At 33.5% G+C, this 20054-nt stretch carries 20 protein-coding genes; 8 read left to right on the top strand and 12 right to left on the bottom strand.

What is annotated here, in order from left to right:
* Nucleotides 1-386: 386 nt before the first annotated feature.
* The 3 genes from WH188_RS02905 to fabG all read right to left on the bottom strand — a co-directional run bounded on the left by WH188_RS02905 (nt 387) and on the right by fabG (nt 3797).
* A complete protein-coding gene (locus WH188_RS02905) occupies nt 387-1529 on the bottom strand; it encodes a hypothetical protein (RefSeq protein ID WP_339423227.1) in 1143 nt (380 codons plus the stop codon).
* A 444-nt stretch (nt 1530-1973) separates the two neighbouring features.
* The gene (locus tag WH188_RS02910; protein ID WP_132772769.1) at nt 1974-2951 is read right to left on the bottom strand and encodes a LuxE/PaaK family acyltransferase; all 978 of its coding nucleotides are present in this window, start codon (nt 2949-2951) and stop codon (nt 1974-1976) included.
* 102 nt (nt 2952-3053) lie between these two features.
* Nucleotides 3054-3797: a 3-oxoacyl-[acyl-carrier-protein] reductase gene (gene fabG, locus WH188_RS02915; RefSeq protein ID WP_132772767.1), complete on the bottom strand. Its 744-nt coding sequence runs from the start codon at nt 3795-3797 to the stop codon at nt 3054-3056.
* Between the two features lie 297 nt (nt 3798-4094).
* Between fabG and WH188_RS02920 the strand changes: the two genes are divergently transcribed.
* From WH188_RS02920 to WH188_RS02930, 3 genes are all read left to right on the top strand, one after another.
* Complete coding sequence (locus WH188_RS02920) at nt 4095-5603, top strand: malate:quinone oxidoreductase (RefSeq protein WP_132772765.1); 1509 nt, start codon at nt 4095-4097, stop codon at nt 5601-5603.
* Between the two features lie 211 nt (nt 5604-5814).
* Nucleotides 5815-6447 (top strand): nicotinamide riboside transporter PnuC, encoded by a 633-nt coding sequence (gene pnuC / locus WH188_RS02925; protein WP_132772764.1) that lies wholly within the window; start codon nt 5815-5817, stop codon nt 6445-6447.
* Nucleotides 6422-7495, top strand: coding sequence for an acyl-CoA dehydrogenase (locus WH188_RS02930; protein WP_132772762.1), 1074 nt, complete (start codon nt 6422-6424; stop codon nt 7493-7495). The genes pnuC and WH188_RS02930 overlap by 26 nt, the downstream gene beginning before the upstream one ends.
* A 35-nt stretch (nt 7496-7530) precedes the next feature.
* Here the strand turns inward: WH188_RS02930 and WH188_RS02935 are convergent, their stop codons facing one another.
* Nucleotides 7531-7734: a DUF6965 family protein gene (locus tag WH188_RS02935; protein WP_021190787.1), complete on the bottom strand. Its 204-nt coding sequence runs from the start codon at nt 7732-7734 to the stop codon at nt 7531-7533.
* Between the two features lie 100 nt (nt 7735-7834).
* On the opposite strand from WH188_RS02935, the gene WH188_RS02940 reads away from it, so the two are divergent.
* Nucleotides 7835-8341: a GNAT family N-acetyltransferase gene (locus WH188_RS02940; protein WP_132772761.1), complete on the top strand. Its 507-nt coding sequence runs from the start codon at nt 7835-7837 to the stop codon at nt 8339-8341.
* Between the two features lie 68 nt (nt 8342-8409).
* On the opposite strand, the gene WH188_RS02945 is transcribed toward WH188_RS02940, so the two are convergent.
* Both WH188_RS02945 and WH188_RS02950 read right to left on the bottom strand, forming a co-directional pair.
* The gene (locus WH188_RS02945) at nt 8410-8775 is read right to left on the bottom strand and encodes a hypothetical protein (protein WP_207902500.1); all 366 of its coding nucleotides are present in this window, start codon (nt 8773-8775) and stop codon (nt 8410-8412) included.
* A 234-nt stretch (nt 8776-9009) separates the two neighbouring features.
* Nucleotides 9010-9843: an alpha/beta hydrolase gene (locus tag WH188_RS02950; protein WP_132772758.1), complete on the bottom strand. Its 834-nt coding sequence runs from the start codon at nt 9841-9843 to the stop codon at nt 9010-9012.
* Between the two features lie 233 nt (nt 9844-10076).
* Between WH188_RS02950 and WH188_RS02955 the strand changes: the two genes are divergently transcribed.
* Together WH188_RS02955 and WH188_RS02960 are read left to right on the top strand one after the other, a co-directional pair.
* Entirely contained in the window at nt 10077-10640 is a 564-nt protein-coding gene (locus tag WH188_RS02955) for a hypothetical protein (protein WP_132772757.1), read from the top strand.
* A gap of 162 nt (nt 10641-10802) precedes the next feature.
* Nucleotides 10803-11273: a hypothetical protein gene (locus WH188_RS02960; protein WP_132772755.1), complete on the top strand. Its 471-nt coding sequence runs from the start codon at nt 10803-10805 to the stop codon at nt 11271-11273.
* Nucleotides 11274-11362: 89 nt separating this feature from the next.
* On the opposite strand, the gene WH188_RS02965 is transcribed toward WH188_RS02960, so the two are convergent.
* Together WH188_RS02965 and WH188_RS02970 are read right to left on the bottom strand one after the other, a co-directional pair.
* Nucleotides 11363-12724, bottom strand: coding sequence for an NAD(P)-binding domain-containing protein (locus tag WH188_RS02965; RefSeq protein ID WP_021190781.1), 1362 nt, complete (start codon nt 12722-12724; stop codon nt 11363-11365).
* A gap of 380 nt (nt 12725-13104) precedes the next feature.
* The gene (locus tag WH188_RS02970) at nt 13105-13650 is read right to left on the bottom strand and encodes an AAA family ATPase (RefSeq protein WP_132772753.1); all 546 of its coding nucleotides are present in this window, start codon (nt 13648-13650) and stop codon (nt 13105-13107) included.
* Nucleotides 13651-13809: 159 nt separating this feature from the next.
* On the opposite strand from WH188_RS02970, the gene WH188_RS02975 reads away from it, so the two are divergent.
* On the top strand, nt 13810-14124 hold the full coding sequence (locus tag WH188_RS02975; RefSeq protein ID WP_262708433.1) for a GNAT family N-acetyltransferase: 315 nt from the start codon (nt 13810-13812) through the stop codon (nt 14122-14124).
* Between the two features lie 236 nt (nt 14125-14360).
* Here the strand turns inward: WH188_RS02975 and WH188_RS02980 are convergent, their stop codons facing one another.
* From WH188_RS02980 to WH188_RS02995, 4 genes are all read right to left on the bottom strand, one after another.
* Nucleotides 14361-14921 (bottom strand): DUF4230 domain-containing protein, encoded by a 561-nt coding sequence (locus WH188_RS02980; protein WP_021190778.1) that lies wholly within the window; start codon nt 14919-14921, stop codon nt 14361-14363.
* A gap of 382 nt (nt 14922-15303) precedes the next feature.
* Nucleotides 15304-15684 carry a DUF1801 domain-containing protein gene (locus WH188_RS02985; RefSeq protein WP_339423229.1) on the bottom strand — a complete coding sequence of 127 codons (381 nt, stop codon included), beginning with the start codon at nt 15682-15684 and terminating at the stop codon, nt 15304-15306.
* An 18-nt stretch (nt 15685-15702) separates the two neighbouring features.
* Complete coding sequence (locus WH188_RS02990) at nt 15703-16149, bottom strand: SRPBCC domain-containing protein (RefSeq protein WP_021190776.1); 447 nt, start codon at nt 16147-16149, stop codon at nt 15703-15705.
* Between the two features lie 3 nt (nt 16150-16152).
* Nucleotides 16153-16836 carry a DinB family protein gene (locus tag WH188_RS02995; protein ID WP_132771071.1) on the bottom strand — a complete coding sequence of 228 codons (684 nt, stop codon included), beginning with the start codon at nt 16834-16836 and terminating at the stop codon, nt 16153-16155.
* Nucleotides 16837-17499: 663 nt separating this feature from the next.
* On the opposite strand from WH188_RS02995, the gene WH188_RS03000 reads away from it, so the two are divergent.
* Nucleotides 17500-19896, top strand: a complete 2397-nt coding sequence (locus tag WH188_RS03000; RefSeq protein WP_339423230.1) for a GH92 family glycosyl hydrolase — start codon at nt 17500-17502, stop codon at nt 19894-19896.
* Nucleotides 19897-20054: the final 158 nt, after the last annotated feature.

Raw genomic sequence — 20054 nt, forward strand, 5'->3', positions numbered from 1 at the left:
TACTGCATTTTTTATTTTCTTGAAATAGTCACTTTTGGGAAGCGTTCGAAATACTTTATTCGTACGTTTAAATTCAAATATATAGCACGGCTTTAGGAATTCTAGACGATGTGATTTTTTGTAAACAACTGTTTAAATAGTCTTAAAGGTAATTAAGAACAAAGAAATACGATCTTTTCAAAGATTTTTGGGATTTTTGTCCTTTTTACAAGAAATTGAGATTCTTGTAAAAAACATGGCTGAGCATAGTATTGAGAGGGCTTTTTAGGATGAAATTAATTTGTCTTTTGAAGACATCGTAGCGAATTCGCAAATTATTTTAGTCTACCTTCATTTTTAGCTGAAAAAAGAAGGTAGACCATGGGAAATATTTTTCTTGAGCAGTATCAGCGCCTATTTTTAGGTGATCCATATGAATTATCGAGATCAATTTCAATCTGCTCAAGGATAGCTTTCAGTTTTATGGCTAAACTCCTAATGTCATTACGATGTTTACCTTTGTCAAACTTGAGGAGCTGTGCCTCCGTCAGATTAGCGCCATTGCTTAATTTTACATTATCTGCAAAGTTTTTAGCACCTGACTTCTTATTTTCTGCTTTTAAAAAGTTTTCTTTTTGAAAGTAATGGTAGAAGGTGCTGGCCCCACCTGCAGTTAAATTGCTCAAGACGCCAGTACAATCTTCCGATTTGGTATCTGATGTATATAAACATCTTGGTTTTTTTATGTTTTTTCTTTGTTCCGCATATTCGATGAGCAGGTCTGCAAGATGCTTACGGGTAGTATCAAAGTATAATTTAGGATCACGGGAAGCTTGGCTTATTCTAAGCCCGTTTATATCAATAGACATCATTTGATGGTCTTCGCAAAGATTTTGAAGCTGAGAGTTTATTAGCTCACAGCAGCGATTAAAAAATCCCATATGATTGAAGTTGATATTGATCATGGTCTCGATAAAGCGACGTTCCCAATCTTTGTTTCGGCTATCCTGAGCAATATTTGTTAGCGATTGTAACAATTTATTGAAGAACAGATAATGATAATAATAAATCTTTATTTCTGCGCCATTAAAAAGGCTTTCTATTGCAGCCTGGATCTCTAATATCAGGACCTGCCCTATACCTTTTTTTAATAGGGAGTCTTTTAATGCAGGAAATTTCTCCATGATCTCTACTTTTAAAAGTTGAAGCTGATAGTGTGTCAATGGTTCTTCCAGATCCATATCTTGACTGTAGATGTTTTCGTAAGTCTGAAAGAGTTCGTGAAATTTCAAAATGACTGGATCTACCTCTGTGTTTTTTTTAAGGTATATCCTATCAAAAAACAGTCGAAGCTGACTGTAGAATATACGGAAAGACTTCTGGGCCATCTTATGGTTTCCGTGACTGATGTACATGTGATTGGAATCGATTTCAATTTCTTTCAGCGCCTCTAACAATTCTTTTTGAGTCTGTTCATCTTCTTCTTTGTTTTGATGAAGGATACCATAGGCCGATATGGCCACGCCTAGGTTTGTTAATACTCTAATCATAATTTTAAAATAGGTTAATTAATCTTTTCTATGCTAAAATTAAGGAAGAAATGTATTATATGCAAAGTTTTTTTCTTACTGATGGGAAAAAAATATTTTGATGTTGTGGGAGGTATAGTAAGTCTAATTGAATTTTTTAAATAAATAAAAAATTAATAAAGAAAGATTGATTCCTTAAGAAATTATAAGAAAGTCGGAATAATATCTCATCTTTAAATATGTAATTCGGAAGGAGTTGTTTTGCGTTGAGCCTAATCTAAAAAGTGTCAATTTTGTTGAAATAACGATAGGTTTGCTCATTTGTTAATGTGACAGGCGGGGGATACAGCGTTAGAAAGCCGATTCGGCACGATAAGATAGGGAAGTATCATTTAAGGCAAAACAAGTTTTTACTTCCGTGTATAATATTGAAGTTTATGATTGTATCCCAGCTTAAAATAAAACTTATTGGACGAGAAGATTACAACCACGTATATCACTTTGATCAAAGCGACCTAAGACTTCAAAAGATCCATCATCATAGATTTTTCCGAGGTCTTGGGTTGCAATAAAAGAACACGAATATCGATTTGCTAAGTCAATAACATTGATAGCGCCTGTTTTTTTATTTTCAGCAAGCGTTAGCGGATCATTTGTTTCCCGAATTAAGATCTTCATCCAGTTGGGGTGTCTGAATATCCCGTTACCATATGAATAGCCCTGTGATAGCAATTCAGTCATTCCATATTCCGAATGTATTCCTGGAACTTGAAAGCTTTTACATAATAAATCATGAATTTCCTCACGGACCATTTCTTTACGTTTTCCTTTCATTCCCCCAGTTTCCATAATGATTAACTCCGGAAATGTCAATTCATATTTTTCAATAAAATCAAGAAGTGCAAATGTCACACCGAATAGCAAGGTTTTCGTGCCTTTAGCTTTTAATTTTATAAGGGTTTGATAAAGTTCCTCATGATTGTATAAGAAATAGTCACTTTCGGGTTGTTGACTATGTTGCATTAAATCATTGATCATGTAGATCAATGAAGAACCTGTTCGTTCTAAATAGGATGGAAGTAGCGCCAAAATGGCAATGTTGTCTATTTTTCCATAAAATTGTTCAAAAGCAGTGCGAAAGCTTTTTTCATATACTTCTTTTTTAGCCACCAGATGCTTACTTGTGGTGATTCCTGTTGTACCTGAGCTTGTGAATACAATTTCAGGACTGAAGTTGTCAGCTATAATTTCTTGAGATTTGAATAGTTCGATTGGGAGAAACGGAATTTTCGTATAATGATCTATTGTATGAGTTTTTTTATTCAAATACTGCACATACTGTCTGTAAATGCTTGTGTTTTCCATTTGAAAATGAAAAGTTTCCAAGCAAATTTCATTAAATTCTGTGTCATTTTGAATAGCAAATACCCGATCCCAGTTCATACGATTAAAATTTCAGTGCAAATATAGACATATAAAAGCTTTTACAATAAAAAAAGGTCCTTGATCACTTCAAGAACCTTTTTTATATGTATTATATATATATTATACCATACCACCATCTACAGGCAATACTTGTCCTGTGACATATGTTGAAAGGTCCGATGCAAGAAATAGACATGCATTTGCAACATCTTCTGCTTGACCTGCGCGTTTCATAGGAATACCAGCTTCCCATCCAGCAACAATTTTAGGATCTAAAATATCGGTCATTTCTGTGCGTATAAAACCTGGAGCAACTACGTTTGATCTAATATTTCTTGAGCCTAATTCTTTTGCCACTGATTTAGAGAAACCAATAATACCAGCTTTAGAAGCTGCATAATTAGCTTGACCAGCATTTCCTTGTATACCTACTACTGAACTCATATTGATGAAAGATCCTTTACGGTTTTTCATCATGATTTTAGAAGCTGCTTTAGTGACATTGAATACTGATTTTAAATTTACATTGATCACATCATCCCAGTTTTCCTCAGTCATGCGCATTAACAAACCATCTTTTGTTATTCCAGCATTATTAACAACCACATCAATAGTTCCAAAATCTGAAACAATATCATTGATGAGTTTTTCAGCCTCATCAAATTTTGATGCATCTGAACGATAACCTTTTACAGTAGTTCCAAAAGCCTGAAGTTCTTGCTCTAAAGCTTGGCCTTTTTCCACAGATGATAAATATGTGAATGCTACATTTGCACCGTTTTGGGCAAATACTTCAGCAATTTTTCTTCCTATTCCTTTTGATGCTCCAGTAATTAGAGCTGTTTTTCCTTCAAGTAGTTTCATTCTTATGTATTATATGTAATAAGGGTGCTTGCAAAAATGTTAAAAGTATACTACAATCGCAACACTCGGATCAATTTAATTCGTTAATTCTAAATAATAATTTGAATTAACATTACCCAGAGTCTTTATAATACCACTATTGTCATGCTAGCAGCTATTCATAAAAATTGCTGTGTTAGGGAATTCTTAATAATAGTATGGTATTTTTGAATAAGTGATTTTAAAAAGTACAGTTTTTTGACAAAAGGATTGCGTTAATATAAAAATCTATATTAAATTTGCATCAATCACGAAGACATGAGTAAAAAAACAAAAAATACCAAAGAGGTAGACGTCGTTTTAATTGGCGCAGGTATCATGAGCGCAACTTTGGGCACACTTATCAATGAGTTAAGCCCAGATATTAAAATAGAGATTTTAGAGCGCTTGGATGTTGTTGCAGCAGAGAGTTCGGATGCATGGAATAATGCTGGAACTGGTCACTCTGCATTATGTGAGTTGAATTATACCCCACAACAAGCGGATGGTTCTGTAAAAATTGATAAAGCAATCAGCATTGCAGAACAATTTGAGGTTTCCAAGCAATTTTGGACCTATTTAGTTGATAAAGGGGTCATAACAAAACCTGAAGATTTTATTCGCTCAGTACCTCATATGAGTGCTGTTTTTGGCGAAAAAGATATTGATTTTCTTCGTAAAAGATATGATGCACTATCCAAGAATAACTTGTTTAAAGGCATGGAATATACCGAAGATAAAGCTGTTTTGAATGAGTGGATTCCACTTATGATGAAAGGTCGTCCTGCTGATGATAAAATTGCGGCCACGAAAATGATCTTAGGAACTGATGTGAACTTTGGCGCTCTAACGCGTGATTTGGTACAACATCTAGATGCAAAAGATAATATTACATTACATCTTACACAAGAAGTCCGCGACATTGAACGGAATGACAATGGCACTTGGGAGTTGGAAGTTAAGGATTTGAAAACTGGAGAGAAAAGAACAATTAATGCCAAGTTTGTATTTATTGGTGCTGGTGGACATTCTTTATTGCTGTTAGAAAAATCTGGAATTCCAGAATCAAAAGGATATGGTGGTTTTCCAGTTGGCGGACAGTGGTTACGTTGTGTGAATGAGGATGTTATTAAAGATCATAACGCTAAAGTATATGGTAAAGCATCTATCGGTGCTCCTCCGATGTCTGTTCCACATCTTGATACCCGCTATATTGATGGTAAGCAGGCCTTATTATTTGGTCCATATGCTGGTTTTTCTACTAAATTCTTAAAACAAGGTTCTTACTTTGATTTACCTGCATCGATTAAGTTGTCGAATATTAAACCGATGTTATCCGTAGGTCGGGATAATATGGATTTGACTAAATATTTGATTTCTGAGGTGATGAAAAGTCCAAAAGATAAATTGGATGCTTTGAAGCAGTTTATGCCTACGGCAAAATTAGAAGACTGGAAAATTGAGGTTGCTGGTCAACGTGTTCAAGTAATCAAAAAAGATGCTAAACATGGTGGTGTTCTTGAATTTGGAACAGAAGTTGTATCCGCAGCAGATGGTTCTATTGCAGCCTTACTAGGAGCTTCACCAGGAGCATCGACTTCTGTCGCTATCATGATTAAATTACTGAAAAGATGTTTTCCTGAACGTGCAAAAGCAGACGAATATCGCAAGAAATTGCGTGAAATGATTCCTTCACATGGGCAATCATTAAATGATAATGTTGAACTGTGTGAAGCCACTAGAAAGCGTACACATACAGCATTAAAATTAGAGAATTTTAAAGATTAATTTCTTTTCACCATACTTATGGGGTGCTTGAAGTATTATTTACTGTTACAGGCTGAGATTATACCCAATAACAACAATTGCTCATCACAGTGAGCAATTGTTGTTATATACCTGATCCGGATAATGCTGGCGTAGGGATTTTAATTTCACAAATCGTGCATTTATAGCGACTCCCTAAGTGTGTATTGTTTTTATTTTACACACATATTAAATGCAGTTAAATCAAATTTTAAACGATTTTTTTCAGCAGGTTAAAGCTACATCCCTCGCAGAATGGCTAGCAGTAGGCTTTGGTATATTGCAGGTCTGGTTTGCAAAGTCCAATAAACCTATTAATTACCTTTTTGGTATTTCTGGTATTGTGATATCCATTTACGTTTTATATTTCGCAAAACTATACGGTGAAATTGCCTTGAACATGTATTACTTATTAATGAGTATTTATGGTTGGATTTACTGGCAGCAAAATAGTAATCATCAACATATCATATCGACCGCATCACGTAAGGATTGGATTATTGTCTTATTGATATGTATTATAGGATTTACCATATTCTATTTCGGATTGTTACATGCTACAGATTCAGATGTTCCGCTATGGGATGCCTTGGTATCTTGTACTGCATGGGCAGGCATGTGGTTGCTGGCAAAGCGGAAAATAGAAAATTGGATATTATTAAATATTAGTAATCTCATGGCGATCCCTTTGCTTTATCATAAAGATTTACTACTATTCGCAGCACTGACTGTATTTTTATTTGTGATGGCTTTCTTTGGTTATTTTAACTGGAAGAGAATTCTTAAACATGAACTAACATATGATACTTACTCAAGATCAAATTAATCTGATAAAAGACCAACAACAAGAGGCAATTTCTTTAAAAAGGATGACTGCAAAGCAGTTAGATTTAGCATTTCGTGAAAAGTGGTTTAAAATTTGGGTTCCGAAATCTCTTGGGGGACTGGGATTAACTCTTTTAGATGGAATGAAATTTTTAGAAGAATTGGCCTATCATGATGGTGGTTTGGCATGGACAATAACTTTATGTTCGGGAGCTAATTTATTTGTCGGTTTTATTGATCCGCAAATAGGAAAAGAAATTTTTCAAAATCCGGAAGTTTGTCTGGGAGGAAGTGGACGAGCATCTGGATATGCAGAAAGAGCGGATGGGGGATATCGTATTCATGGTCATTGGAAATATGCCACTGGTGCTCCGCATTTAAGTCATTTTACCGCCAATTGTATCATTACGGAAGATGGTAAACCTGTGCTCGATAAAAACGGTCAGCAAGTGATCCATTCGTTCTTTTTTGATCGGGATGATGTATTGATTCATTATGATTGGGATACTTTTGGATTAGAATGCACGGCTAGCCATAGTTTTTCTGTTGAAAATCATTTTGTGGGAAACTCTCGCAGTTTTTTGATTAATGAATCTGAAAGTACCTGGCCTGATTTTCTTTATCAGTATCCGTTTATTCCTTTTGCGGAATTAACCTTGCTGAGCAATTTTATTGGGATGTATAATAGATTTATTGATCTTGTTGAAAAATATTATATTTTAAAATCTCAAGATGCAGATTGGTTAAAGGACAAAGGTAAAAATCTGTTTAAACGTTTGGATGAGATGCAATGTGATTTTATTGAACGTAAGCGTCAAATTTATTGTTTGACAGAAGAATCTTGGGGTAATATATTGCTGGGGATTGAAAACGTTGAGATTTATGAGAAAATCGCAGTTACAAGCCGCAACTTTGTATCAGCTATTAAAAATAATACTGTGGAATTATTCCCTGGCTGCGGAATAGGTGCCGCGCAGCGCGAACAGGAAATGAACATTGTCTTTAGAAATATTTTTACTGCAACTCAACATAGCTTGTTGCAGCAATAAGACGATTTGTAATTCTTAAAATGTTGTAATTGTGGTTATTGATTTTCAATAGCTTTCTTTAAGTTTATTAAACGCACATAGGAAGGACATTTTTCTAACTCTCTGTTCCAGCGATCAAGTGCCGCTAAGTTTGCCTGCAGAAATTTAGGTAAATCAAAGATATGCATATCCACGGTAATTTGTATTTCATTTGGTAATGAAACCGTATTAAAATATTCTTTTAGTTCTTCAATAGTCATGCATCAAAGATAAAACTATAATGTGACAGAAAAAACTTATGAATGGACAATATTGTAGTTTAATCATCTATATTTATAAGGAATACTGTATTTTAACTGCATGATTATAGAAAAAAGTACTCCTCACGATTTGTCTGCACATATGGAATTGTATGAGCAGGCAATTGCCTATCAACATGCTTTAGGAAAAGTGAATTGGAAAGGATTTGAAGCTCGAGCTGTACTTGAAGAGATAAAAAATGGACAACATTATAAGATTGTTCTGAATAATCAAATCGCTTGTGTCTTTTTGTTAACAACTTCAGATCCTATTATATGGCAAGAGAAAGACAAAGATCCGGCAATTTATATTCACCGTATCGCTACAAACCCACTTTTTAGAGGTCAGAATTTCGTTATTAAGATTATAGCATTTGTTAAGGCTCTGGCCAGAGAGCGAAGTAAATTCTTTATTAGAATGGATACTACGGCGGGAAATGAGCGATTGAATCAATATTACGAGAAATGTGGTTTTACAATTGTTGATGTAGTTCGTATTAAAGAAGCTATTGATATGCCTGCTCATTATCAAAATAATTCTTTCACATTATTCGAAATGCTGTTATAGCGTATTTTGATAAGCTGTTTATGAAGGAATGCTCACTTCTTTCTGTTAAAGAAGTTATAATAAAAGTTTCAGGAGTGGTTACTTTGCAATTTTAGTCTTAATCCTAATTTTCCCCCCAAGTATGCCATTGGGATATAAGCTATAGTCAAATCTAGTATTGTGTACCACATTGGAGAGGGCAACATAAAGACACTTGCTACACCACCTGCTAAGAAAAAGACAGCTATTATAAACGCAAAGCTAAGTTTTTTCCCTTTGACTAACCAGGTTGTTATACATGCTCCGACTAAAGTTCCGATGGCATGTGCTAAAAAAGGAAAGACAAAATGCTTTGGTTCAAACATATGCATTGATGCTTTTAGTCCTTCTGTCGTGGTTACATCTGCACCATCTGGTGGAGGTATGATAGAACTACTGATTGTAATAAATATCATATTAACTATACTGCCAATGACCACACCCGCCACTATCGCTAATAAATTTCTCAAAATAGTATTCATAAATCGATTTTTAGGAGATGAAATTTATAATTGACGCTTTCTCAATTATCGTATTGATGTTGAAAGTCTAGTAAATTTAACATATTTTCAGGATATTACTTGCTATAAAAAATTGAAAGTTAACCGAACTAGCACCGTCTAAAAATTACAAATTGATTTTAATATTATTTAGTTTTTAGGGTATAATTTTTTGAAAGCATTGTATACTGCCTGGTGTACGATCGTTGCATGTAATTCGGTTGGTAAGTAATCAAATGACAAATTGATATTATTGTTTTTCTTTAATGATTGTGAAAACTTTATTGATTCATTATACATTTTTATATCTTCATCTTTATTTGGAACTCCTAAATATACGTTAAGTGTTTTTTTGATGTTAGCATTTAATAAATTTGCCGTTTCAAATAAGAGCTTTTGCTCTCCCCACCATAAACTAGGCGCAATAATAATATATTTAGTAAATAAATCAGGTTGTTTTAAGAGTATTTCAGACGCTAATAGACCAGCTAATGATTCTCCAATAAGAGTACGGTCTTTATTAGCGTTATATTTATTTTCCATGTAGGGCTGTAGTTCCTTTTGAAGAAATGAAATGTAAGCTTCAGATTTTCCGTATTGTGGAAAATTCTCTTTTTTAAAACCTTCTTTTTCCAGGAAGTCCAAGTTGGACACTGCAAATGTGAAATCTCTCTTTCTATTCGTATTTTCGATACCGACAACAATTGATTTTGGAAACTGCGCAATCCAGGGTTGTGTATAATAGCGAACGATTCCAACTATATGAATAAAATCTTCTTCTATGCCACCATCTAATATGTAAATTATTGGATATTTAATTGTATCAGCAACATTATATCCTTCTGGTAGATATATGTTTATTTTCCTATTTTCTTTGAGTATTGTAGAGTATATCTGATCAGTTTGCCCGATCGTAATTTTTTTTTGAGCAGATAGGTTATTTGCCGTAAACATGAACGCAATGAATAGTTGAATGTATTTCATCAATAGCTGTGTTGTGTTAAAGACACTTATTTTTGGTTTTTGCAAAGACAGAAGTAAGTGTATAAAAAGATTGTTAAAATTACGAGATTATAAAATAGCTTTTAAATGATAATCGTGTTTTTTTATTTTAATCTAATTAATCGTTCAAAATTAGCGGAAAACAGGGGTTTTAGTCTTTTAGGATTTACTTTACTTTGTGTTATTAATTTAAAATTTTATTATACACGTTTTACATGACTAGATTGATTATGACTTTGGGCTTATTATTTACTTCTATAATGAGTTTTTGTCAACAACTGGAAGTTAGTATCATCCAAGGAGGGGAAATAATCTCCAGCACTTTTGATCAGTATAAACTTGCTAAATCTCCATTCACTTTTCAACTAAACTCAGAAGGGATGGAAGGCTTTTTAGTAGGGGCGACATTGGATAAGGACGTTTATCTCGCAGCATTGGGAATTATCGATCATGAAGTTTCATGGTTTGAAAATACTGGAATGGCAGATGAGCAATTTAATCCAAATCAAACTTTAACGTTGAGTAATGATGTACCAAGTTACTGGTATTTTACATCAGCTCAAGATCATCGGTTTGATCCGAATGCGAAAGGTACTGCTAAAAGTTGGACAGGGAATCGTACTATTGACAAAATCGATATTTTGGAAGCAGATAAATTGATGTCAGTTACAGATTTAACACAACCAATTTACGTCATTTTTTATCAAGCTGAATATGATGAAAATTATAGTTTAGTAGATAAAGAAATAGTTTTTAAAGGTGAATTTACTTTTTTGTAAAAGATGTAATTTTCCTTACTGATGAGCCTTGTAAGTGGTATTGACAATCGTTTTTAAATTATATTATTTATTCGTAGATTTCTTTGTTTTTAATTCCTGTATACAATAATTAAACACTATAAGCATTTGATTGTTATGTATATAAGTAATGAAGAGATTTTTATGGAGAATGATAAAAAAAGTTTGAATGCGCGTGTTGTTCGATACAATAAGCATTACGGATTTTTAGAAAATCCTCAAAAATTTAGCATAGAGAGTGATCCACATCGATTGGTAATAAGAAATTATGCTTTACGTAATAATAGACGTGAACTATATGAAGAATACATTCGAAATCAATATCCAGAAAAAGTAGTAAAAGAATTAGGAGAGTTTGATTCTTGTTTAATGTATTTAAAATTTTTAAATAAGGAAGAAGCTAAAAATTGGTTTCTATCGAATGATACAAAAGTAGTGGAGTCTGATATAGAAGCATTGGAAAATGATGCTATTTTGCGAATGCTTTTTGTTGAAGATGAACAGGATCAAAAGGACCTTTTAAACGCAGAACAATCCTATATTTTAAATCGGGTCACTCCAGAATCAATATTGAAAATGCGTGATAATTTTTGGATTGATACGCGTATATGTTAGTCTTAATAACTATTGATTATAATAAAAGGAGGAAGTTTTAGCTTCCTCCTTTTATTATAATGAATTCAAATATCAGTTTAGAAATTTTATTATATAGCAGGTTCTTTACTTTCTTCAAGATATTTCTCCAGGCTATCATCAAGTTCATCCATCCATGCTGTATGATGAGTTTCTGCTTGAGTTCCATCTATGACCGATGTATAGATTTGATCTCGATAATTTAAAATATTATTTTCCTTGTCCTTTAACCAATTTTTAAACATGCTGCCCACTTTGTCAACATTAAAGTTTGGGTAATTTGTATAACTCATTAGATCTTTGATGTAATTTGTTTGAAAATCAACATGATCTTCTCCTGTTTTTGTAAGTGCTTCATCATCCATCCATTTTTTGATTTCTATAATGCGTTCTTTTTTAGGTGGTAGCGGGATTTTTCCTAGCATGTAATCACGTGCAAACCAAGCTTGTGTATCAAACATATTGAAAGTATAATATTGATCTTGCATTCCTAAAAATATTAAACGTTCATTATGATTAAAGATTACTCCTTTAAACAAGTCATCTGGATATAGACAATTATTGGTTTTTAATCGCATATTATCAGGTAAAAATGGGAATTTATGTTGATAACCAGTACATAATATGACCGCATCAAACTCTTCTTGACTGCCATCTTCGAAGTACGCTATACTATCTTCGAAATGAGATAATTTTGCTTTCTCCTTTATGCCATCAGGCCAGTTGCACCCAATCGGACTTGTTCTATAAGCTATTGTCACAGATTTACTTCCGTGCTTGTAGCATTGTACGCCAATATCTTCAGCGGAATAACTACTTCCGATAAGGAGTAAGCGCTGATCTTTAAATTGGTCAGCACCTCTAAAATCATGTGCGTGCATAACTGCGCCAGGGAAATTCTCTATTCCTTTAAAGTAAGGGAGATTAGGGGTGGAAAAATGACCAGTACCAACCACTAAATAATCGAAAAATTCTTCAAAAGTTTCATTCTTTTTTAGATTATCAAAGATAACTCTAAACTGTTTTTTGTCTTCAATATAATCCACCCATCTTGCAACGGTATTAAATTGGATGTAATCTCTGGCGTTGCTTTGATTGATACGTCCCTGGATATAATCAAAAAGTACTTCTCGCGGAGGGTAGGAGGATATTGTTTGACCGAAATGTTCTGTGAATGTATAATCAGCAAATTCTAGACATTCTTTTGGACCATTAGACCATAAGTATTTGTACATGCTACCATGTAGGGGTTCTCCGTATTTACCAACACCTGTCCGCCAGGTAAAGTTCCACATTCCACCCCAATTGTCCTGTTTTTCGTAGCATTTAATTTCTGGGATGGGATTACCTTTTTTCTGTTCCGATTCAAATGCTCGTAGCATAGCTAGCCCGCTGGGGCCAGCACCAATAATTCCAACTTTAAAATTTGTCATATAATATAATTAACATGTATACTCATCTAAAATAGATGAGTGCAATAATTCGTCTTTAAAATCGAATTTTTAATTCTAGACCATACTTCCAAATGAGTATGCAGATGAAGAGATTTTTTTATAATCTCTAAAATAGATGGCAAAAGCCAATAAGATACACAACTTATACTATGTTGCGATAAGTAAATGACTAGAAACTATTTTTCAAAAAAAATATCTGTATGCTGTCAATATGGCTAAGATAACCAAAATTTGGATAGGTATCAAGGATTGGTCAAATGTAACTGCTTTATTATTATGCTTTATTATTACGAATTTTGATCGTTGAAATTGTTTTTTATTTTGAGCAATTGCTCAGAAATATTCAGATCTGGAAAAGTTTATATATGCTTCAATATAAAATCTACCCTTAGATCAACAGCTCCTATAGGTACTTCTATTACATTATAACCATTATTAAAATAAGTTTTTTTCATAATTTCAAATGTATAGAGAGCTTCTTCCCATGTTTGTTTTCTTTCATCGTCAGTTGTATAGATCTGTGACCAAGGAGGAAGTATAAATACAGTGCTATTGTATTTATGGGTTTTTGCATTTTGAAGCATTGCAGTAGGAATTTTGAAGTTAATCATTTCTGCATAACAAATGGTGTCTACTATACCGCGATCAAAGAAGTAAATGTTATCGTTCTTATTGGATATTGCATGATAGCTTTTTACTGATGCATTAAGCAGTAATAAAGCATATAAATCTTTATTTTTCCAGGGTAAAGCATCTCCTCTTTTTAGTATCTGCTGTTTAATGATTGATCGGGCATCTTCTGCAACCGTAGAATATCCTTTAGACTTTAAAGCATCAATCAAGGTGGTTTTGCCCACACCAGGCCCTCCTGTGATGACATAAAAGTTATTTTTACGTGTATTCATTTTGTTTTTGTGTATTAATAATTGTTATTTTTTGAAGGTAAGTTCTCGTACTGATTATAGTTTTTTGTTTGAGTAATATCGTAACGGATAGAAGGGGATTTGTAAAGTTAAGTAAATCATTAAATAGGTAGGTTTTGAAATGGAAAATCTAGGTAGCTTATTTATAATAATAAGCCTGTAGGGGTTTGTGCTTTGATTAAAATGCATCAAGAAGATTATGATTATGAAATGGCTAAAATGGCAGTTTCACCGAGCGCACAAGGAAAAAATATTGGATTTCTACTGGGGCAGGCGGTATTAAAGAAGGCAAAGGAATTAGGAGCGCAAAATTTGTATTTAGAAAGTAATACTATTTTAAAGCCAGCAATTAATTTATATCATAAATTAGGATTTAAAAAAATAGCAGGACGAGATACGTCTTATAAACGTTGTAATATACAAATGGCGTTGCATTTAGATCGTTCATATCAATAGATTGATTTCATTTTAAGTTTTAGAACTGTTGATCGACTTTAATAATTGTATATTATTTGACAGTATAGCTATACTGTCAAATAATCATGACTATGTATGAAGTTGATTCCTAAAAAAAATAATTCGTTTTATTTTTTTTGATGTGAAATTTTGATCTAATTATGAAGTTATGATTTAATCATAACTTCCGATTTGCGCGTTTATTGATTACAATTAAAATATGTTAATCGATGTAATTATTCGAAAGACAAACTAATTTTATTAAAACCTAGTCCTTTAAGTAAAGGGGTGAAAACATTTAGTGCATTTGCTCGGGTTTGTTGCAATATGTCTGATTTCTTCACCTCGGTTGCAATCTCCTTTTCCGCATTTTTATAGGCTTCATCTACAAGGTCAGCTTCTCGAAAGAATGCCATTTTGGTATCGTAAACTCGGGAAGATTTATGATCTATCTTTATGTAGCAAATTTCAGGTAAAGGTAAACGCATAGAAACAGAGTCTCCAAAAACTTCAATATCTTCTTGTTTGACTTTTGTTAAATCGATACATCCAACGGCATCTGCTTTTATGATAAGTAGTACACTTGCGTCGGGTAAGAATGTTGTAATATTTTTATGTTCAACAACATCGCTAAATCTATATTTGACCAATTCAAGCTTGCCCATTGCTTCTATTCGCTCGATCAAAAGTTGATGTGTAGTAACTTTTGTAGTTTTGTTTTCAAACTTAGACCATAGCAACCATCCGAAGACCGCAATAATAGCTAATAAGAATATTACTTTTAAAAATCTTGCCATAACTTAATACAATCAATTTATAGACCAACAATTACTATATATATGTAAAATTTTTATTTCATTACGATTTTATGTGATGTATCATAGCTTAACGTATAAGTATATAATAAGCTACATTGGTTATTTGATGTGGGCATATTGTGCATAGAAAAGGTACAGAAGGCCTGTATGTTTAGTGGATCTAGTATCATCGTATAGTTCGTGTTGTATGATCCTAGGCTAGTCCTTGTGTGGTGCAAGTGGGGTCATATAGTCCTTGTTGTATGATCCTAGGGTTGTACTTGGGTGGAGGTGTGTGATCATAGAATTGATAGTGTATGATCCTAGATTAACCTATTGTTATTCTTTATAATAGGGTAGCTACATTGTTGAGGATTTTTGTTTATGTATTTTTTGTACTTGTTTTCAGTAAGCCGTTTCTATAAAGATTCAGTGCTCCTTGCATGATGTGATTGATCGTAACTAAATCGAAGTCTGCGTTGGGATCAACATAAAAAACTTTCATTTTAGAACGATTTCCCGATTGAAGAGCTGGAATATCTAAATGTCTGCCTTCTACCATCATGATATAGGGAATATCTTTTTTTGAATCTATTGACAGATAACAAAATATTCTATTTTTATAGCAGAAACAGGGCATGCCCCATTTCTGCGTTTCTGTTATAAGCGGATCCAGTCTGAGAATAATTTCTTTTAATGCTAGTAAACAACTTTTTATTGGTTCTTTTTTACTGTGATAGTAATTCTCAACTTTTTCAAACATAATGAATAGTTATAGGTATTATTCGCAAATTTCTTTTAATCTTGATAAGGCTTTGGGCCAAGTTTCATCAAAGTAAGATAGGTATTCTTCTGTGGTATCTACTTTAACAGTTACATTTGTTATTCCATTATGTTCTTTAAAATGATAGTTCTCTGTACCTCCTGCCCAGCTTTCGACTGCAGGCCCCTCTGTGATTTCTATATCTCCATCCAATATTCCGTAATGATAAATGGAAACAAATTCATTAGGGATATTTTCTAAAATTTTAGCTACCATACCTTCACGTTTACCATCTTTATTTTGTCCAATAAAGTAAATTTTATCACCTTTATTCCATCCTCCTTCATAATCTGATGTAGGGTTGAATTCGGAAGTCCATAATTTATAGGTTTCTTTATCTAGCATTTTGTGAAATACTACTGAAGCTGGTGCTTGAATGTCGATTTGATATGTTTGGTTTTTCATAATTTATTTTTTTGGAAAATTTGGATCTGCTAATACTTCTTCAATCTGTTTAGTGTGTCTAGCACAGTGAGCGGCGATAAAAAGTAGGTTTTGATAACCATCAACTACGCCTGTTGGATAGTCACTGATGTGATTGCGAAGGTCATCTATATTTGCATTTTTGATGTATAATAAAACAGGCTCTCTAGCTGCTAGAAAGTCCTTTATTGCTACTTTGCTATCTTTATATTTTCCTGTGGGTTGCAGTTCTTTTGGTGCCTGAAATTTTTGACTTCGATCAGTCATCATGTTTATGAGACCTTGATCAGTTGATTTGACTTCATTTTTCCGGTTAGGCTGTGGCGCTTTTCCCAATTCTTTTTTTGCCATTTCAAATAACAGACTTTCTGAGCGTATGATATGCTCTAGACATTGACCTATTGACCATTTTCCTTCTCCAGGACTAAATTGTAGTTGTGCTTCACTTAATCCTGATATGTCATCTTTTAATGATTTGGTTGTGTATTGAAAATATTGGATTAATGAATCAATATTTCCGTGCTGATTTAAAATGACAGGAGGGACATTTTTTTCAATTATTCGCGTAACGTTATTTATTACAGCAATTTTATCAGCAGCTTTGGCCGTGATACAGGGAAGAGTTATACTGACACCTAGTGTAAGCATAAATTTTATTAGTATTTTCATTTTTTTTTAATTGGTGAAGTGTGCAAATTCCATTGTTTTCTAGTATAAATTTTTTAAATCCTAACGGTAGACCGTTCATACTTGTTTCTATTTCAAACAATTTAGTTTTAACAATTATAACCTTATTTTGTTTAGCACTGCTTGCCATAAGACAAGAAATAAAAATACGCGTATTGATTTATAAAAATGAAGATTTAAATTTGAGAAAAGATTAAAACAATATTGCTCCATCTTAAATAAAATGAAGGATGTGCTGAATTTTGTTTAAGGATGACTCTGTATTGTATGATCATCTAATTATATGTATTATTGTAGCTAGGATAATTCTTATTTTTTATTTGATGAGAATAGGTGTAATCTTAATCTTTGATGGGAGCGCATCCATATTTCACAGGTAAGTCTACACATCTGATGTGGATTTTTTACGAAATTATTCTAATGCTACTATCACTCCTATTAGAATAGAGTTCAAGGTCATCTTTTCTTGAAATGTAGATTATTAAAATTGATATAATTATCTGGAAAGCTGAATGAAAATGTAAGCCGTGAGAGGGAGATAGATTAGGGTAATTCTCAAATTAATAACGTAGATCGATAATTTAAATGCTAAAAAAGATTGTGGCATTCCTATTTAAATGGCGCAATAATAATTTATTAAAATAAATGAAAATAAAAACCTTAGTTACTTTGAAAGATTTTAGAATTGTCAAATCATGGTTAAATAGTACATATAAAACCTTTAAGTTTGGTCGTATTTGTACAGAGTCTCTACCAAAACGACAAAAAGTACTTATTTTAAATAATACTATAAATTGGCGTAGTCTCGGTCATAGTTTTATTTTTCTCTTTCTTTCGCATGCGACATTGGCGCAAAAAAAACCAGTAGAATATGTTAATCCATTTATTGGAACAACTAACTATGGTACGACTAATCCGGGTGCACAGGTTCCGCAGGGGCTGATGAACGTTTCGCCTTTTAATGTCATGGGGTCATCTTTGAACAAATTTAATAAGGATGCACAATGGTGGTCTACTCCCTATGAATATAATAATAAGTTTTTTACGGGATTTTCTCATGTTAACCTGAGCGGTGTAGGATGTCCAGATATGGGGAGTCTTTTGCTGATGCCAACAACAGGCCGTCTTGATGTCGATTATCGGAATTATGGAAGTACTTACAAAAATGAAAGTGCCGCACCGGGTTATTATACCAATTATTTAGATAAATATGGTGTGAAAACTGAAGCTACAGCGACACTACGAACAGGAATTTCCAGATTTACCTTTCCGAAGGGTAAAAGCCATATTTTACTTAATTTAGGTGAAGGGTTAACGAATGAAACGGGAGCTACGATGCGATTTGTTAACGATCGAGAGATTGAAGGTTCAAAGTTATTGGGATCATTTTGTTATGTTAATAATCAAGCTGTATATCCGATTTATTTTGTCTTAAGGTTGAGTAAGAAACCTTCGGAAAAGGGATACTGGAAATTTCAGAAGCAAGGAGAAGTTTGGGAAAACGATTGGAATAAGGATGCTGGAAAGTATAAAGTTTTTACAGCATATCATAACGAAATGTCCGGGGATGATATTGGTGCTTATTTAAGCTTTGAAACTTCTGAAAACGAGCAGGTTGAAGTTCAGGTGGGAGTCTCCTTCGTAAGTGTTGAAAATGCAAGACAAAATTTAGATCAAGAACAACCCAAAGGCGGATTTGATCAAATAAGATTAGCCGCTTCTAAGAGATGGAATGAAGATTTGTCGAAAATCGAAGTTGAAGGTGGTACTGAAGATCAGAAAACAGTCTTCTATACAGCATTGTACCATGCTTTAATTCATCCAAATATTCTTCAGGATGTTAATGGGCAATATCCCGCTATGGAGACCCGTCAAACATTAAAAACGTCAGGAAATCGTTATACTGTATTTTCTCTATGGGATACTTACCGCAATGTCCAGCCGTTAATGAGTTTATTGTTTCCTGACCGACAAACAGAGATGATCCGTTCTATGATCGATATTTATAAAGAAAGCGGATGGATGCCTAAATGGGAGCTGTATGGTCGCGAATCTTATACCATGGATGGAGATCCCGCAATTCCCGTTATCGTTGATGCATGGATGAAAGGTATTCGAGATTATGATCATGAAGCTGCATATGAGGCGTTTTATAAATCAGCAACAACTATAGATAGTACCAATAAAATTCGTCCTGATAATGCTGATTATGTAAAATACGGTTACGTACCACTACGTGCCAAATTTGATAACTCAGTGTCTCATTCAATTGAGTATTTCCTTGCAGACTGGAACCTTTCACAGTTCGCGGCTTCACTAGGTAAGAAAGAGGATTCTAAAATGTTTGCTGAGCGGGCAAAAGGTTATAAGCACTACTATTCAAAAGAGTATGGAACTTTTAGACCTATACTTCCTGATGGTAAATTTCTAACCCCTTTTGATCCTTTGCAAGGTGCTAATTTCGAACCGAATCCTGGTTTCCATGAAGGAAATGCTTGGAATTATACTTTTGCTATTCCACATGATATTCCTGGATTAGTGAAATTAATGGGGGGTAAGCGTCATTTTGTGGAAAAACTTCAAGCTACTTTTGATAAAGGATATTTTGACGTCACTAATGAACCTGATATGCTTTATCCGCATATCTTTTCGGAAATCGAAGGCGAGGAGTGGCGTACTCAAAAATTAGTAACGGAGATTTTAGAAACTCATTTTAAGAATGCACCAGGAGGAATACCTGGTAATGACGATACAGGCACAATGTCTACTTGGGCATCTATGAATATGATGGGGATATATCCGTTATGTCCAGGGAGGCCGGAGTATACGGTTGTAACTCCCGTATTTGATAAGGTGACGATACATTTAGATTCAAAATATCATCATGGTAAAGATAAGTTGATAATCAAAAGGGATCGTAAAGGTGATGCAGGGTATATTAACGGTATTTCAATTGATGGGAAAAAAGTAAAGGGCTTTAAAATTTCTCACCATGATCTTGTTAATAGTAATGAAATTGTAATTACTACTGGAAATCGCTAATTCATGTTTTTAACAGTGAATTATTTAAAAAAAATAGCCTTAGGGCTATTTTTTTTGATCTGAATATTCCAACCTAGTTCGATAATCTTTATGCTTTTAATAATTTGCATCTTTTCCTTAGCTTCATTCTGATTTTTTTTTAATAACTATTGAAGTTG

It is taken from the genome of Sphingobacterium sp. MYb388 (assembly GCF_037479535.1).
Lineage (GTDB): Bacteria > Bacteroidota > Bacteroidia > Sphingobacteriales > Sphingobacteriaceae > Sphingobacterium > Sphingobacterium anhuiense.